Consider the following 16,650-nt stretch of genomic DNA (forward strand, 5'->3'; position numbering starts at 1 on the left):
AGTAACTAGAAGATAAATTATGGCGTCGCATTACGAAGCACCTATTCGAAAGCCCTTAGTACTCGGAGATAAAGGATACCATGATGTTACCGTGGATATCGCTGCTCCTGTGGAAGGAAAGGCCAACAAACATTGGTGGATTGTTTTTACCATTGCTTTGGTAGCGTTCCTTTGGGGGTTGGGATGTATCATTTATACCATATCCACAGGTATTGGGGTTTGGGGTTTGAATAAGACCGTTAACTGGGCTTGGGATATCACAAACTTTGTTTGGTGGGTAGGTATTGGTCACGCAGGAACGCTGATATCGGCGGTATTGTTATTATTCCGTCAAAAATGGAGAATGGCGGTCAACCGTTCTGCTGAGGCGATGACCATATTCTCGGTTATTCAGGCAGGTTTGTTCCCAATTATTCACATGGGTCGACCATGGTTGGGTTATTGGGTACTTCCTATTCCGAACCAATTCGGATCACTTTGGGTAAACTTTAATTCGCCCTTGCTTTGGGATGTATTTGCGATTTCAACATACCTTTCGGTTTCTCTGGTATTCTGGTGGACGGGATTACTTCCTGATTTCGCAATGATTCGAGATAGAGCTGTCAAGCCTTTTCAAAAGAAAATCTACAGCTTATTGAGTTTTGGTTGGACAGGTAGGGCCAAAGATTGGCAACGTTTTGAGGAAGTTTCTCTAGTATTGGCAGGTTTGGCAACACCATTGGTACTTTCGGTACACACTATCGTATCTTTTGACTTTGCTACATCGGTAATTCCAGGATGGCACACAACCATATTCCCACCTTACTTTGTTGCAGGTGCGATTTTCTCTGGATTTGCTATGGTGAATACTTTGCTCATTATAATGAGAAAGGTTTGTAGTCTGGAAGCTTATATCACAGTACAGCACATTGAATTGATGAACATTGTAATTATGATTACAGGTTCAATCGTTGGATGTGCATATATTACAGAGTTGTTCATTGCCTGGTATTCTGGAGTTGAGTATGAGCAGTATGCCTTTTTGAACAGAGCTACTGGTCCTTACTGGTGGGCTTACTGGTCAATGATGACCTGTAACGTGTTCTCTCCACAGTTCATGTGGTTCAAGAAATTGCGAACCAGTATTATGTTCTCCTTCTTTATCTCAATTGTAGTGAACATTGGAATGTGGTTTGAGCGATTTGTAATTATTGTTACCTCATTGCACAGGGATTACTTACCATCTTCATGGACAATGTTCTCCCCTACATTTATTGATATCGGAATATTTGTTGGAACCATTGGTTTCTTCTTTGTGCTCTTCTTGTTGTACTCTAGAACGTTCCCGGTAATTGCACAAGCGGAAGTAAAATCTATATTAAAGTCTTCTGGGGCGCGCTTCAAAAATTTGAGAGCAGAAGGGAAACCACTGTATCAAACACCTTCAAAGCAGGGAGCTGTTAAAGCAACTGAGACTTCTAAAGAACAACCCACGGAGATAGATCAGTCCAAGGTGTCCTCTCTGTTGGATTCCATTGGTACTTTCGATGCTGATAAAGAAACAGCGGATGACTTGAAAAAAATTAAAGGTGTTGGTCCTCAAATGGAGGAAACCTTGAACCAGATAGGGATTTTTACATTCGCCCAGGTGAGTAAAATGACCGAAAAAGAATATGATTTGTTGGATTCAATCACAGGTTCATTCCCAGGTAGGGCGCAACGTGATGATTGGGCTGGACAAGCTAAAAAATTAAACGATAAAAAGTAGTTATGGCATCAAAAGTTATACAGGCACTTTATAATGATGACGATGTGTTGATGCATGCCGTAAAAAAGGTTAGGGCAGAGCACCACCATATCGAAGAGGTGTACACTCCTTTTCCTGTGCATGGTTTGGACAAGGCAATGGGCTTGGAAGATACCCGTATAGCCATTACATCGTTCATGTACGGATGTTTGGGGTTGACAGTGGCCATTGTAATGATGAATTATATCATGATTGAGGATTGGCCGCAAGACATTGGTGGTAAACCTAGCTTTAGCTACTTGGAGAATATGCCAGCCTTTGTTCCCATTATGTTTGAGATGACCGTTTTCTTTGCCGCCCACTTAATGGTGATTACTTTTTATTTAAGAAGTAGAATGTGGCCATTTAAAAAAGCTGAGAATCCCGATGTTAGAACAACGGATGACCACTTTTTAATGGAAGTTGGTGTAGGGGACAACGAAAAAGAATTGACAGCGCTATTGTGGGAAACAGGAGCTGTGGAAATAAATGTTACAGAAAAGGAGTCTTAAAATATGAAGCATTTAGGTAAAATAAGTGTTGTCTTGGTTTTGGCAATGTCCTTAACCAGCTGTTTTGACAAGAACAGTCCAAACTACCAATACATGCCAAACATGTATGAGCCTGTTGGCTATGAAACATACGAAGGTGTGGACAATGGATTGTTTCCTCAAGGCACCGAAGCTATGCTTCCACCTGAGAACACTATTGCAAGAGGGTATTTGCCATACAAATTTGAAAATACCATGGAAGGAAAAGAATTGGCAAGATTGGAGCCAAGTCCTTTGGACTCATTGAATAGAGAGGCCAACTTGGCTAAAGGTAAGGAACTATACGATATCTATTGTGCTATCTGTCATGGTCCAAAAGGAAAAGGACAGGGTACTTTGGTAAAACGTGAGAAAATATTGGGAGTTCCTAGCTATGATGATGTTGCTCGTAATATTACCGTGGGTACAACGTACCATACAATTTATTACGGATTGAACTCCATGGGATCTTATGCTGCACAATTGGCTAATGAGAAGGAGATGTGGCAAGTGTCCGAATACGTGATGAAGTTAAAGGAAGACCTAACAAAATAATTGGAAGAGCATATTATGTATACATTTTCAAACAGACTTAAGATAGGATCGTTTATCGCAATGGCGGTGGGATTCATTTGTTTGGCAACTGGATTTTTAAGTGCTCCCAGCACCGTAGAAGAGGCTAAGGCAATTGTGGCTTCTGCCCACGATGATCATCATGGGGGTGGCCACACGGAAGAAGCTTCCCATGGTGATGATAATGCACATGTAGCAGAAGCTGCTCATGGAGAGGAGCACGATGCTTCACACGATGAACACTTGTTGCACCAACTTAAAAATAGACCATGGGCTGCATTATATGTAGCTGCATTCTTTTTCTTTATGATTTCATTGGGTGTTTTGGCTTTCTATGCCATTCAACGTGCTGCACAAGCAGGTTGGTCCCCAATGCTGTTCAGGGTTATGGAAGGCATTACCGCATACTTGGTTCCAGGTGGGATTATTGTATTTGTGATTTTGGTGCTTTCTGTGATGCATGTAAACCATATGTTCGTTTGGATGGATGCCGATGTAGTTGCCCATGACAAACTTTTGCAAGGCAAGGCAGGATACTTGAACCCAACCTTTTTCTTGGTAAGAGCAGCCATTTTCTTGGGAGGATGGATTTTCTACCGACAGCTTTCAAGAAAGCTTTCATTGGCGCAGGATGAGTCCGATGACAATAGCAACTTTGTGAAGAACTTTAGATGGTCTGCCGGATTCTTGGTATTCTATCTGATATCTGAATCCATGATGTCATGGGATTGGATAATGAGTTTGGATCCACACTGGTTCAGTACCTTGTTTGGGTGGTATGTATTCGCAAGTATGTTCGTTTCCGGAATAACCGTTATCGCAATTATTACAATATACCTGAAATCCAAAGGATATTTGGAAAATGTAAATGACAGTCACATTCATGATTTGGCCAAGTTTATGTTTGCCATTAGTATTTTCTGGACCTATTTGTGGTTTTCACAGTTTATGTTGATTTGGTATGCGAATATTCCTGAAGAGGTAACCTATTACGTAGCTAGGTTCCAGGATTATAAATTACCATTTTTTGGTATGTTGGCCATGAACTTCATCTTCCCGTTATTGGTGTTGATGAACAGCGATTACAAACGTGTAAATTGGTTTGTGATCATGGCGGGTATTGTAGTGCTGTTCGGACATTATTTGGATGTGTTCAATATGGTGATGCCAGCAACAGTAGGAGATCAATGGCATATAGGAATACCGGAAATAGGTGGAATATTGTTCTTTGGTGGATTGTTTGTGTTCTGGGTGTTCAATACGCTCACAAAAGCACCATTGCAGCCAAAACGCAACCCATTTATTGAAGAGAGTAGACAATTTCATTATTAATACGATTAAGTCTTAGAAAGAGATACAATGACTGCATTATTAACATTGACTGTTTTAGTACTGGTAGCAATCGCAATCTGGCAAATGACCAAGATTTTCGAATTGTCTCAACTAAAATCAGAATATTCAGAGGTGGCCAACGATTCAGATAACAATTACAATGGCTATCTATTATTTGCGTTTTTAATTTTTATCTACGGTATTACCATTTTTAGCTTTGCCAAGTACTCGAAGATGCTGTTGCCAGAGGCGTCATCTGCCCATGGCGGTGAGTACGATCAGTTAATGTGGGTATCATTTGCCATTATCTTTTTTGTGCAGTTCATTACCCAAGCTTTATTGCACTACTTCGGATATAAATATCGAGGAAGAGAAGGCCAAAAGGCACTTTTCTTTGCTGATAATGATCGGTTGGAGTTTATATGGACCATTATTCCAGTAATTGTTTTGGCTGGTTTGATTCTTTGGGGATTGTACACTTGGACCAATATTATGGATGTGAATGACGAGGATGACCCACTTATAGTTGAGCTTTATGCCCAACAATTTAACTGGACAGCTCGTTATGCAGGTGACGATAATGTATTAGGAGATGCAAGTGTTAGATTGATAGATATTGACCGTGCCAACGTGCTTGGTTTGGATGAGGCTGACCCTAATGCCGCTGATGATGTAATTGTAAAAGAACTTCACTTGCCAGTGGGCAGAAAAGTGAACTTCATGATGCGATCACAAGATGTGTTGCATTCGGCTTACATGCCTCATTTTAGGGCCCAAATGAACTGTGTTCCGGGAATGATCACGCAATTTTCGTTTACGCCAACAATTACCACGGAAGAAATGCGCTTGAATCCGGACGTGGTTGATAAAGTAAAAAGAACCAACGAACTGCGGGCAAAATGGGCTGCCGAAGGCAAACCTAATTCAGAACCTTGGGAGTTTGATTATGTGCTCCTCTGTAACAAGATTTGCGGAAAATCACACTACAATATGCAAATGAAGATTATTGTGGAAACCGAAGAGGAGTTTAACAAGTGGTTGGCGGAACAGACCACGTTTGATCAAATTGTTACACCCGTCGAATAATACTCATAGGATAGAACCTTTATAAAACTTAAAACAGATTATGTCAGCTACAGGGCACGAACAAGGACACGACGATCACGGACATCATCATAAAGAAACCTTTATAACCAAATACATCTTTAGTCAAGACCATAAGATGATTGCTAAGCAATATCTTATTACTGGTGTTTTGATTATGGGCTTCATTGGAATTGCTATGTCATTGTTGTTTAGAATGCAATTGGCATGGCCAGGAGAATCTTTCTCTGTATTTGAAGCGTTTTTAGGTAAATGGGCTCCTGATGGGGTTATGGATGCAGATATTTATTTAGGTTTGGTTACCATGCACGGAACCATTATGGTGTTCTTTGTACTTACCGCTGGCTTGAGTGGTACATTCAGTAACCTATTGATTCCGTTGCAGATTGGTGCACGTGATATGGCATCTGGATTCCTAAATATGCTTTCATTTTGGATGTTCTTTGTCTCGGCCGTAATTATGGTCATTTCATTATTTGTTGAGGCAGGGCCAGCAGCAGCAGGATGGACGATATATCCACCGTTGAGCGCATTACCTATGGCACAGCCCGGTTCGGGTGCCGGTATGACATTATGGTTGGTATCCATGGCGGTATTTATTGCCTCGTCACTTTTGGGGTCTTTGAACTACATTGTTACTGTTTTGAACTTAAGAACCAAAGGAATGTCAATGACACGTTTGCCATTGACTATTTGGGCTTTCTTCGTAACTGCCGTAATCGGTGTAATTTCTTTCCCTGTGCTTCTTTCAGCAGCTTTGTTGTTGATAATGGATAGGAGCTTTGGCACATCTTTCTTCTTGTCCGATATTTTTATTCAGGGAGAAGTATTGCACTATCAAGGTGGATCTCCGGTATTGTTTGAGCACTTGTTCTGGTTCTTGGGCCACCCAGAGGTTTATATTGTTATACTTCCGGCAATGGGTATTGTATCCGAAGTAATGGCGGTAAATGCCCGTAAACCTATTTTTGGATATCGTGCTATGATTGCTTCCATTTTAGCTATTGCATTCTTATCTACCATTGTTTGGGGACACCATATGTTTATTTCTGGAATGAACCCATTCCTAGGATCTGTATTTACGTTTACAACCTTGTTGATTGCAATTCCATCTGCGGTAAAAGCATTTAACTGGATAACCACTATTTGGAAAGGGAATCTGCAGCTCAACCCAGGAATGCTCTTTTCCATTGGTATGGTTTCAACCTTCATCACTGGAGGTCTAACGGGAATCATTCTTGGAGATAGTACACTTGATATCAATGTTCACGATACATATTTTGTTGTGGCCCACTTCCACTTGGTGATGGGTATTTCCGCATTGTATGGTCTTTTTGCAGGAGTGTATCATTGGTTCCCTAAAATGTTCCAAGGTAGAATGATGAACAAGAATTTGGGTTATGTACATTTTTGGGTAACGGCTATTGGTTCCTATGGAATTTTCTTCCCTATGCATTTTGTAGGTATGGCAGGGGTTCCTCGTAGATATTATGAGAACACAGCTTTCCCAATGTTTGATGAGTTGACCAACGTTCAGATATTGATGACGGTATTTGCAATCATCACAGCTGCGGTTCAGTTGGTGTTTGTATTCAACTTTGTAAGAAGTATTTACTACGGAAAAAGAGGTCCATTGAACCCTTGGAAAGCCAATACTTTGGAATGGACTGCACCGCAAGAACATATCCACGGTAACTGGCCAGGAGCAATTCCTCATGTGCATCGTTGGGCTTACGACTATAGTAAAACCTATGAAAATGGAGAATATATTCTTCCTGGGCAAGATTTTGTTCCGCAAACAGTTCCTTTACAGGAAAATGAAGAAGAGCTTCATCATTAAAGATTTTCAATAAGATAAAAGCCCATCCTTTTGGATGGGCTTTTTTTGTTCAAGCAATTTGGTATGGCAATTGTGTCTGTAATTATAATATCTTTAATAACCCTTAAAGCGAACACAAAGTGAAAAATTTAGCTATTCTACTGTTGTTATTGTGCCATATTGCTGTAGTGGCCCAACGTAAGCCTAAAATAAAAGGAAGTCGGATTGTTACTGAAGTAAATGGTGAACTTCCCGCATTCAATGCGATACAATTGAATGATGATTTGGATATTGTTTTAAAAAAATCTTTTGGCCCCGGTTATGAAATTGTGGCCGATGATAACTTAATCGACATCCTAAAGTTTAAGGTAGAGGACAGCACCCTTGTTATTAGCTCCTTTTATAACGTTACCGCGAAGAAACAGTTTGATATTACAATTAATTATACCGAACTCAAAGCAATTACGTTGAAAAAGGGAAGTATAATTGCAGATGATATAATAAGTAGTGATGAACTTTTTGTAGATACTTTTGAAAATACAAGGTTGAACCTTAAAGCAAGTGCATCTGTGATGGATATCAACATGGAAGGCATTAGCAAAGGTGATTTCAATGTCGATGTAGATTCCTTGAATGTAAGTTTGGGCAATAGGGCAGAAGCATTTATTTATGCCGTCAATGAGGTCAGTTTGGTGGAACTTGACGCAAACGGAATGTTGACCTTGGAAGGAACATCGGATAGGATACAGGCAAATTTATCTGGGAATTCCAGATATAAAGGACAGACGATGGAAGCAGGCTCATTTAATATCAATATTGAAAATACGGCAAGTGCTAGGGTATATGCATTTCGAGATTTGGAACTTAATGCAAAAGGGAATACGAAAACATACCTTTATGGCAATCCTCAAATTACAGTGTTGGAGTTTTTGGATACTGCCCAACTTATTAAAAAACTGGAATAGCTCATTTTGTTATGGGAGCGGTAAGGCAATGTTGCGGTATTCCAAACCCATCGACCAAAACCTCGATGTGCGGGCGAAGTTCGGTGGATAAACGTTCTACTCGCTGTCGAATCGCTTTCGATTTAACCCCACCAAAATATCCCTGCTCCAAATACCATCTTGAATCGATATGCAATTCGTTAAGGGCGTAAAGTGCTCCTGCTTTTTGCATTAAACTTTTATACTTTTCATCAGGTATTGTAGTGCAATATTCAGAAAATGTCTGATATGCCAAATCTACACTATAAGCCTTTCCCAAGGCCAATAAATGCGTTTGGACCTTTAAAAAGGCCTGGTAAGAAGGAATACCCTTTTTAATATAGTTTCGAATACGCATTGCCAAGGTATAGGTCAACCTACGAGTTCTATAATCAAACGCATGCCTATGGAATTTTGAATTGTACAAATGCTCGGAATCCACCTTGTTTGAATAAATAGGATTGATGGTGCTTAACTTATCAGATAATTGGGTACGAAGTAATTTTAACACAGAAGTGAACCCTGCGCTATTGAACTCAGCCTTGAAGTCCGAAAGAATTCCTTTGGCGGCAAGTTGCAGCAATACATTGTTATCTCCTTCAAAAGTGGTGAATATATCTACATCCCCTTTAAGGTCGGTAATTCGATTTTCCAACAGATACCCTTTTCCACCGCAAGCTTCCCTGCATTCTTGAATGGTACTATTGGCAAACCAGGTAATGATTGACTTTAATCCAGCTACCTGTGTTTCAATTTTTCTCTTGTCAACCTGAGCGTCATTGCTGTACCTTTGCATGATTTCTTCTAAAGTAAAATGATAGACATAGGCACTGGCAACAGCTGGAGTTAAACGAAGTTGATGAGTGGGATAGTCCATAATCAAATCCTCTTGAATTTTGACACTGTCATTAAACTGTCTTCGGTTCAGTGCATACTTTACCGCAATGGCCAAGGCCATTTTAGCACCTCCCAGAGCACCTTTGGCCACACAGATGCGTCCGCCGACCAGAGTTCCTAACATAGTGAAAAACCTCTTGTTGGGGTTTTTTATGGTGGAAAAATAGGTGCCATCATCCTTAATTTCCCCATATTTGTCCAATAGATTCTCTCGAGGTACACTTATTTGGTCAAACCATATCTTCCCATTATCAACCCCGTTCAATCCGAGTTTGTAGCCGTTGTCTTTGATGGTTACTCCTTTAAGTAAATCATGATTTTCATCCCGTAGCGGAACCAAAATGGCATGGACGCCTTCATTCTTTCCATCCACAATAAGTTGCGCAAACACCGAAGCCATTTTAGAGTGTAAGGCGTTTCCAATGTATTCCTTGTTGTCGTTTTGACCAGGTGTATGGATTATGATGGAATCAGTTTTTTTATCATATGTAGCGGTTGTTCTTATGCCCCTTACGTTAGAACCGTGTCCTGTTTCCGTCATGGCAAAGCATCCTAGCAGTTTCGCCTTTCCTGCATCACCTAAATAAATATCATGATGTTTCTTTGTGCCCAATTTTTGTATGCTTCCCCCAAAAAGTCCAAATTGAACCCCGAATTTTACAGCAAGACTACCATCAACAAACATCAAATGTTCAAATATGGCTGCATAGGAGGGCATGTTGTCGGTTCCTCCATAAGGTTTGGGATAGGCCATGGCACCGTATCCTTTTTCACCTAAAAGGGAAACCTGTTTCAATACTTTGTTTCTGAATGCGTCCTTGTCTCGAAGGATACTCCATTTAAAAATATCTTGGTTTAAAAAAGTTCGAAACGCATCAATCTCAGCAGAGTGATTTCCTTTAAGTAAGGTATCAAAGCTTGCAGCATTGTATAGATTGGAGGTTTTTTCATGCTCAACTTCCACATCAAACAAGTGGTTGTAGTGGTTTGGTTGTATGCCTAAATTTATTTCGATGTGCTTTAAATGCTCGTTAAAGTCGCACTGATCGCAATACGCATTGCCCAAACGCTGGCTCAAAAATGCCAAAGGATAAGTGTCACTCTCAACAAGTTTCACTTTGGAACTGGCTATGGTTTGCTTCCATCGCTTAAATTCTTGTTCTGTTGGAGGTTGTTCCCGATTCAGCCATAGCAATAATTGCTTCTTTTCATCCGGATTTAATATGGGATCATCTTCTATGGTTTTTTTTACGACCGAAACCTCCGAAGCCGAAAGCAAATCGTCTGACCAGATTACGTAAAAGAAAGGTATGTATTGTAAAATGCCAATGGGGTAATTGGATGTTGCCATATTATACGGAATTGAGGAATGATATTTTATGTATCTAATTTAAGCCATAGATTTTTAAGAAGAGCCTACATATGCATACCTCTGGTTATTTTGATGGAATAGGTTTCAAGTACTTGGGGTTTCAACTATATTTGTTAGGATATGAATGAAAACCTAGACCCGACATCAGATAATTTTTCGCAGGAAGAACTGGATATCGAAAGGGCTTTGCGGCCCATTACCTTTGATGATTTTACTGGTCAAGAACAGGTGTTGGAAAACTTGAAGGTTTTTGTTCAGGCCGCCAACCTGAGAGGTGAAGCATTGGACCATACTTTGTTTCATGGTCCTCCTGGATTGGGGAAAACTACATTGGCGCATATTTTGGCGAACGAATTGGGAGTGGGCATTAAGATTACCTCTGGCCCTGTTTTGGACAAACCAGGCGATTTGGCCGGGCTTTTGACCAATTTGGAGGAAAGGGATGTGCTGTTTATTGATGAGATTCATCGTCTAAGTCCCATCGTAGAGGAATATCTCTACTCCGCAATGGAGGATTATAAGATTGATATTATGATTGAGACAGGCCCCAATGCCCGTACGGTTCAAATCAATTTGAGTCCTTTTACTCTGGTGGGGGCTACTACGCGTTCCGGATTGCTCACAGCACCGATGCGGGCAAGATTTGGTATTCAAAGTCGATTACAATATTATAACACCGAACTACTTTCGACCATTGTTGAACGAAGCGCGGATATTCTTAAAGTGCCCATTACCAATGAGGCTGCAATCGAAATAGCAGGCAGAAGTCGTGGCACTCCCAGAATCTGCAACGCTCTTTTACGTAGAGTTCGGGATTTTGCTCAGATAAAAGGTGACGGAAATATTGATATGAATATCTCTAAATTCGGGCTCAAAGCGCTTAATGTCGATGCCCATGGTCTGGATGAGATGGACAACAAAATTCTGAGCACTATAATTGACAAGTTTAAAGGTGGTCCTGTTGGGATAACAACTTTGGCCACCGCGGTTTCTGAAAGTGCAGAAACCATTGAGGAGGTATACGAACCTTTTTTAATCCAACAAGGATTCATTATGCGTACTCCAAGAGGGCGAGAGGTAACCGAATTGGCCTACAGGCATTTGGGTAAATTAAAAGGAGGGACACAGGAGGGACTATTTTAAGTTGAACCCAAAAAAAGGATATACAGAATTGATTAAGACCGAAGCCAAGCGCCTCGGTTTTTTGTCTTGTGGCATATCCAAAGCAGAATTTCTGGAGGAAGAGGCACCTCGTTTAGAAAAATGGCTTAACCAGAACATGCATGGGGAGATGCGGTACATGGAAAATCATTTTGATAAAAGGTTGGATCCCACAAAATTGGTTGAGGGGTCAAAATCTGTAGTTTCTTTATTGCTGAATTACTTTCCTTCCGAGCAACAGAACCCAGAATCCTATAAAATTTCCAAGTATGCCTATGGTACCGATTATCACTTTGTGATAAAGGATAAGCTTAAAAGCTTGTTGAGTTTTATCCAAGAGGAAATCGGAGAAGTTCATGGAAGGGCATTTGTTGATTCCGCACCGGTATTGGACAAGGCTTGGGCAGCCCGGAGTGGTTTGGGTTGGGTAGGCAAGCATAGCAACCTTTTGACCCAACAAGTAGGATCTTTTTACTTTATTGCCGAACTTATCATTGATTTGGAACTGGAATACGATTCACCGGTAACGGACCATTGTGGTACTTGCACGGCTTGTATTGATGCCTGCCCGACCGAAGCTATAGTTGAACCCTACGTTGTGGATGGGAGCAAGTGTATTTCTTATTTTACTATTGAATTGAAAGACAGCATTCCTTCAGCATTTCACGGGAAGTTCGATGACTGGATGTTCGGTTGTGATGTATGTCAAGACGTTTGTCCATGGAACCGATTTTCAAAACCACATCAAGAACCCTTGTTCAACCCGCACCCCGAATTGTTGTCCATGACCAAAAAGGATTGGGAGGAAATCACGGAAGATTTTTTTAGGCAAGTTTTCAAAAAGTCTGCGGTAAAGCGCACCAAATATACTGGCCTAAAAAGAAATATCGATTTACTTTCGAGTTGAAGATGCTCTCACAATGATTTCGGTTGGTAGAATAATGGTTTCGTGCTCAATATGCTGATTTTCCTTTCTTCTTTTCAATTGGGAAAATAGTGTATTGAAAGCTATTTTTCCCATTGAGTAACTTGGTTGTGCTACGGTGGATAAGGAAGGAGTGATTACCGAGGACAAAAACCAATTTCCGAAACCGATGATGGCAATGTCATTTGGAATGTCAACACCCTGATCTTTGAGCTCGGCCATGGCGCCAACAGCAATCATGTCAGTGTTGACAAAAATCCCATCGATTTTATGTCTCTTGCTCAACATTTTGCGGGCATTTTCCTTACCAATGTCAAAGCTCATTTCCTTACAGTGATAAACATTCGACTCGTTAAATTCTAAATCAAATTCTGCGAGGGCTTTTTTATATCCTTCGTAGCGGTCGATAGAATTTTGAGAAGTTAGAGGGCCTCTAAAATGTGCTATTTTGTTGCAGCCGGCCTCAATCAAATGTTTTGTGGCTTCATACCCGGCTTTCACATCGTCAATAATCACTTTAGAGCAAGGCACTGTTTTTCCAATTTTGTCGAACATTACGATGGGGAGGTCAATGGCTTGTGCTTCAAAAAGGTGGAAATATTCTACAGTTTCATCTGCTAGTGCGATTAGGATGCCGTCAACCTGCTTGTCCATTAAGAATTCTATTCTTTTCTTTTCAATTTCCAGATTTTGATTGGATTGCAATATGATGACCGTATACCCATTTTTTTCGGCTTCCTCAATAACACCTTTGACTACACTCGAAAAAAACTGATGTACAATTTCTGGAATGACCAAACCAATTGTTTTGGATTCTTGTGTTCGAAGATTTACAGCAAACGCATTGGGTTTATAATTTAGTTCGGCTGCGGCTTGTTTCACCCGATCTATGGTTTTTTGACTTACATCAGGGTATGATCTCAGCGCTTTTGAAACCGTTGTCACCGAAATATTCAAACTTAAAGCAATCTGTTGGAGGGTTGTTCTGCTCATAAGTTGGATGATTGCTGGTCACTGTCTAATCAAAAATAGCAAATTGTCAGAATCGAAAACGTTTTCGTCAAGAAAAACTACCAAGAGTAAAATTCAAATCCTAAATTAGAGAATCAATAACCTATTCCTTAGGATTATTGAGATTAGGTTAAGTGATTGTCAATCAGTATTTTTTGATGAATGGGATTTGTAAAAGAGTGAAAGTTTGATAAGACTTTCGCTCTTTGCATTTATGTTAGATTGACTTGTAAGCCTTCAGTTCAAAATTGAAAAAAAGACTGATGAAGAACAAAATACAGCTGATAACTTATGTGAACCGAATAGGCTGCGCTAATTTTCAGGAGCTCAAAGCTCTTTTGGAAAACGAGTTGGACGGGCTATTTGGTGGGGTGCATGTATTACCCTTTTTTAATTCCATTGACGGAGAGGATGCAGGCTTTGATCCTATCGACCATAAAACGGTGGATGCCAGACTTGGCAATTGGGATGATGTAAAAAGCTTGTCTGTTACAGCTGATGTTATGGCGGATCTTATTGTGAATCATATGTCGGCTGATTCAAAAGAATTTAGAGATTTTATCCAAAATGGCGATGATTCAAAGTTTTCTGCGCTATTCTTAACGAGGGATAAAGTTTTTCCAAACGGTGTAAATGAGCAAGAACTAGCCTTGATTTATAGGCCTAGACCGGGACTACCATTTACAAAATACCGATTTAAAGATGGTTCAGAAAAAATGATTTGGACCACTTTTACCTCAAAACAGGTGGATATCGATGTGAATTCCGTTGCCGGAAAGGCGTATCTGGATTCGATTTTGGAAATCTATCAAAAAGCGGGAATATCCATGATCCGTTTGGATGCAGCAGGTTACGCGATTAAAAAGGCTGGAAGTTCATGCTTTATGATACCTGAAACTTTTGAGTTTATTGATGCCCTTACCCAGAAAGCAAGAAAGTTTGGTATTGAGGTTTTGGTCGAGATTCATTCATTTTATAAAACTCAAATCGAGATAGCTCAAAAGGTAGACTATGTATATGATTTTGCCTTGCCCGTTCTGGTACTGGATGCTCTGTTCAATAAAAATGCTGAAAATTTAAAACACTGGCTTCAAATTTCACCTCGAAATGTTATAACTGTGTTGGATACTCATGATGGTATCGGGGTGGTTGATGTGGCATCTGAAGGGGAGGAAAAAGGATTGATTCCCGACTCCGTTTTGGAAGGTATAGTGGATACCATTCATGAAAATAGTGAAGGAAGGAGCAGAAAGGCAACAGGAGCCGCGGCTTCCAATCTGGATCTTTATCAAGTCAACTGCACATACTTTGAGGCTTTGAGGAAGAATGAGAATGCTTATCTGGCAGCTCGGGCAATTCAGTTTTTTGTGCCCGGTATTCCCCAGGTTTACTATGTGGGTTTGTTTGGAGATGACAATGATATGGAGTTGTTGAACAAGACAAATGTTGGGAGGGATATAAATCGGCATTACTATACCAAGGGAGAGGTTTTGGAGAAAAACAAGAGTGCAATGTTTCAAAACCTGTCCGCCCTGATGAAGCTTAGAAATTCCCATAACGCATTTAATGGAGATTTCAAGATAGAAGAAATTGACCAAGCCAATTTACATCTCAAATGGATAAATAATGATGAATGGGTAGCGCTGCAGGTAAATTTAATGCGGAATAAGTTTGAGATCTTTGGAACAGAGCAAAAACAAGAGAAATTATTGTTTAGTATTTAATCTTGTGAATGTGGGTTTACACCAAAATTCTCAAGATTAAAACCTTATATTGTTAAGGGCTTGCAATTGCAAATTGGAACAATCAAATGTTATAGTTAATGATTAAAATCACAAAACCTCGTCTGAATTTCTGGCAAATATTCAATATGAATGTTGGATTTCTGGGGATTCAATACAGCTTCGGATTACAACAAAGCGCCATCAACCCTATTTTTCTATTTCTTGGAGCTGCAGAAGAAATTTTACCTATACTCAATATAGCTGGACCCGTTACTGGGTTGATTGTTCAACCCATCATTGGTGCTATTTCAGATAAGACATGGTCACCAAAATGGGGAAGACGAAAACCTTTTTTCCTTATTGGCGCTATAATGGGCAGTATCTGTCTGTTTGCCTTTCCTCTCAGTCCCGCCTTATGGTTTGCAGTGGGTCTGTTGTGGATTTTGGATGTGGGCAACAATATGGCTATGGAACCTTATCGGGCGTTTGTGGGGGATAAATTACCAGATAGCCAATTGAGTATCGGATATCAAATGCAAAGTTTGTTTGTTGGTGCTGGAATTCTTTTGGCAAATGCCTCAATCTTTTTATTTCAAGATTGGTTTGGTGGAGGTCAAGAAGTAGAAGGAACCATCCCCAAGTGGCTATATTATTCTTTTTTCATTGGATCATTCTTGTCGATAGCGACAATTTTATGGTCGGTTTTAAAAACTCCGGAAATTCCGCCCAGTGATGAAGAGTTAAAAGAAATAAACAAGCATAAGAGCCTTCCGTTTATTGAGCGTTTTAAAATGCCTTTTGTTGAGATTTCCCATGCCGTAAAGGATATGCCAAAATTTATGTGGAGACTTTCGGCAGTTTACTTGTTTCAATGGTATGCCCTCTTTATTTATTGGCAGTTTATTACACCGTTATTTAGGACTACTTTAGGTTTTGATACTTCACAAGCAGCGGCTCAGGCAGCAAAAATGAGTACAACCTATAATGTGGTGACGGCAGTAGTGGCTTTGATATTAGTGCCATTAACATTTAAGTTTGGAGGAAAGAAAATATACGCTTTAAGTCTTTTCGGGACTGCATTGGCCTTGTTGGCAATTCCCAACATTACGGATCCAATTTATGTGCTGTTTCCCATGGTTTTATTTGGAATTGGATGGGCCGCGATGATGGGTATTCCATATAGTATGGTCTCCAAAATTGTTCCTCAGGAAAGGAGAGGGGTTTATATGGGGATTTTGAATATGATGATCGTGATCCCAATGGGAATACAAACATTGAGTTTTGGACCTATTTTTAAAAATCTTTTGGGCGGAAACTCTGTTAACACAATGTTTTTTGCCGGGACTTGCTTTGTAATTGCTTCAATTTTAGCAATGCGTTTAAATGTTAAGGAAGAAGATTGATAGCTCTTTTTATAATCAATAAAAGCTCCAAAATGTTTTGGGGCTTTTAAT

Annotated in this window: 13 protein-coding genes; 11 read left to right on the plus strand and 2 right to left on the minus strand. The window is 40.1% G+C overall.

Translation table 11 applies throughout. The features are described from left to right. The first annotated feature begins 19 nt into the window (after window positions 1-19). The 7 genes from nrfD to E4661_RS06640 all read left to right on the plus strand — a co-directional run bounded on the left by nrfD (window position 20) and on the right by E4661_RS06640 (window position 8,088). Complete coding sequence (nrfD, locus tag E4661_RS06610; protein WP_136466046.1) at window positions 20-1,747, plus strand: NrfD/PsrC family molybdoenzyme membrane anchor subunit; 1,728 nt, start codon at window positions 20-22, stop codon at window positions 1,745-1,747. 2 nt (window positions 1,748-1,749) lie between these two features. After that, a complete protein-coding gene (locus E4661_RS06615) occupies window positions 1,750-2,277 on the plus strand; it encodes a DUF3341 domain-containing protein (protein WP_136466047.1) in 528 nt (175 codons plus the stop codon). A 3-nt stretch (window positions 2,278-2,280) separates the two neighbouring features. Then, window positions 2,281-2,850, plus strand: a complete 570-nt coding sequence (locus E4661_RS06620) for a c-type cytochrome (RefSeq protein ID WP_136466048.1) — start codon at window positions 2,281-2,283, stop codon at window positions 2,848-2,850. A 15-nt stretch (window positions 2,851-2,865) separates the two neighbouring features. Continuing rightward, complete coding sequence (locus E4661_RS06625) at window positions 2,866-4,200, plus strand: quinol:cytochrome C oxidoreductase (protein WP_136466049.1); 1,335 nt, start codon at window positions 2,866-2,868, stop codon at window positions 4,198-4,200. Between the two features lie 27 nt (window positions 4,201-4,227). Beyond that, a complete protein-coding gene (locus E4661_RS06630) occupies window positions 4,228-5,286 on the plus strand; it encodes a cytochrome c oxidase subunit II (RefSeq protein WP_136466050.1) in 1,059 nt (352 codons plus the stop codon). Between the two features lie 40 nt (window positions 5,287-5,326). Next, window positions 5,327-7,144, plus strand: coding sequence for a cytochrome c oxidase subunit I (locus E4661_RS06635; protein ID WP_136466051.1), 1,818 nt, complete (start codon window positions 5,327-5,329; stop codon window positions 7,142-7,144). 119 nt (window positions 7,145-7,263) lie between these two features. Then, window positions 7,264-8,088, plus strand: coding sequence for a GIN domain-containing protein (locus E4661_RS06640; protein WP_136466052.1), 825 nt, complete (start codon window positions 7,264-7,266; stop codon window positions 8,086-8,088). A 1-nt stretch (window position 8,089) separates the two neighbouring features. Here the strand turns inward: E4661_RS06640 and E4661_RS06645 are convergent, their stop codons facing one another. Next, complete coding sequence (locus tag E4661_RS06645; RefSeq protein ID WP_136466053.1) at window positions 8,090-10,354, minus strand: acyl-CoA dehydrogenase family protein; 2,265 nt, start codon at window positions 10,352-10,354, stop codon at window positions 8,090-8,092. A gap of 141 nt (window positions 10,355-10,495) precedes the next feature. Between E4661_RS06645 and ruvB the strand changes: the two genes are divergently transcribed. Further along, window positions 10,496-11,518, plus strand: a complete 1,023-nt coding sequence (gene ruvB / locus E4661_RS06650; RefSeq protein WP_136466054.1) for a Holliday junction branch migration DNA helicase RuvB — start codon at window positions 10,496-10,498, stop codon at window positions 11,516-11,518. Window position 11,519: 1 nt separating this feature from the next. Then, window positions 11,520-12,443 (plus strand): tRNA epoxyqueuosine(34) reductase QueG, encoded by a 924-nt coding sequence (queG, locus tag E4661_RS06655; protein ID WP_136466055.1) that lies wholly within the window; start codon window positions 11,520-11,522, stop codon window positions 12,441-12,443. On the opposite strand, the gene E4661_RS06660 is transcribed toward queG, so the two are convergent. Then, the gene (locus E4661_RS06660; protein WP_136466056.1) at window positions 12,429-13,454 is read right to left on the minus strand and encodes a LacI family DNA-binding transcriptional regulator; all 1,026 of its coding nucleotides are present in this window, start codon (window positions 13,452-13,454) and stop codon (window positions 12,429-12,431) included. The genes queG and E4661_RS06660 overlap by 15 nt on opposite strands. 281 nt (window positions 13,455-13,735) lie before the next feature. Here E4661_RS06660 and gtfA point away from each other — a divergent pair, with 281 nt between their 5' ends. Continuing rightward, a complete protein-coding gene (gene gtfA / locus E4661_RS06665; protein WP_136466057.1) occupies window positions 13,736-15,196 on the plus strand; it encodes a sucrose phosphorylase in 1,461 nt (486 codons plus the stop codon). A 98-nt stretch (window positions 15,197-15,294) separates the two neighbouring features. Further along, on the plus strand, window positions 15,295-16,599 hold the full coding sequence (locus E4661_RS06670; RefSeq protein WP_417936349.1) for an MFS transporter: 1,305 nt from the start codon (window positions 15,295-15,297) through the stop codon (window positions 16,597-16,599). Window positions 16,600-16,650: the final 51 nt, after the last annotated feature.

The organism is Flagellimonas onchidii (assembly GCF_004804315.1).
In the GTDB taxonomy this organism is placed as follows: domain Bacteria; phylum Bacteroidota; class Bacteroidia; order Flavobacteriales; family Flavobacteriaceae; genus Flagellimonas; species Flagellimonas onchidii.

Coding starts and splice junctions, on each gene's coding strand:
- nrfD (WP_136466046.1), top strand. CDS start 20: ATGGCGTCGCATTACGAAGCACCTATTCGAAAGCCCTTAGTACTCGGA.
- E4661_RS06615 (WP_136466047.1), top strand. CDS start 1,750: ATGGCATCAAAAGTTATACAGGCACTTTATAATGATGACGATGTGTTG.
- E4661_RS06620 (WP_136466048.1), top strand. CDS start 2,281: ATGAAGCATTTAGGTAAAATAAGTGTTGTCTTGGTTTTGGCAATGTCC.
- E4661_RS06625 (WP_136466049.1), top strand. CDS start 2,866: ATGTATACATTTTCAAACAGACTTAAGATAGGATCGTTTATCGCAATG.
- E4661_RS06630 (WP_136466050.1), top strand. CDS start 4,228: ATGACTGCATTATTAACATTGACTGTTTTAGTACTGGTAGCAATCGCA.
- E4661_RS06635 (WP_136466051.1), top strand. CDS start 5,327: ATGTCAGCTACAGGGCACGAACAAGGACACGACGATCACGGACATCAT.
- E4661_RS06645 (WP_136466053.1), bottom strand. CDS start 10,354: ATGGCAACATCCAATTACCCCATTGGCATTTTACAATACATACCTTTC.
- ruvB (WP_136466054.1), top strand. CDS start 10,496: ATGAATGAAAACCTAGACCCGACATCAGATAATTTTTCGCAGGAAGAA.
- E4661_RS06660 (WP_136466056.1), bottom strand. CDS start 13,454: ATGAGCAGAACAACCCTCCAACAGATTGCTTTAAGTTTGAATATTTCG.
- gtfA (WP_136466057.1), top strand. CDS start 13,736: ATGAAGAACAAAATACAGCTGATAACTTATGTGAACCGAATAGGCTGC.
- E4661_RS06670 (WP_417936349.1), top strand. CDS start 15,295: ATGATTAAAATCACAAAACCTCGTCTGAATTTCTGGCAAATATTCAAT.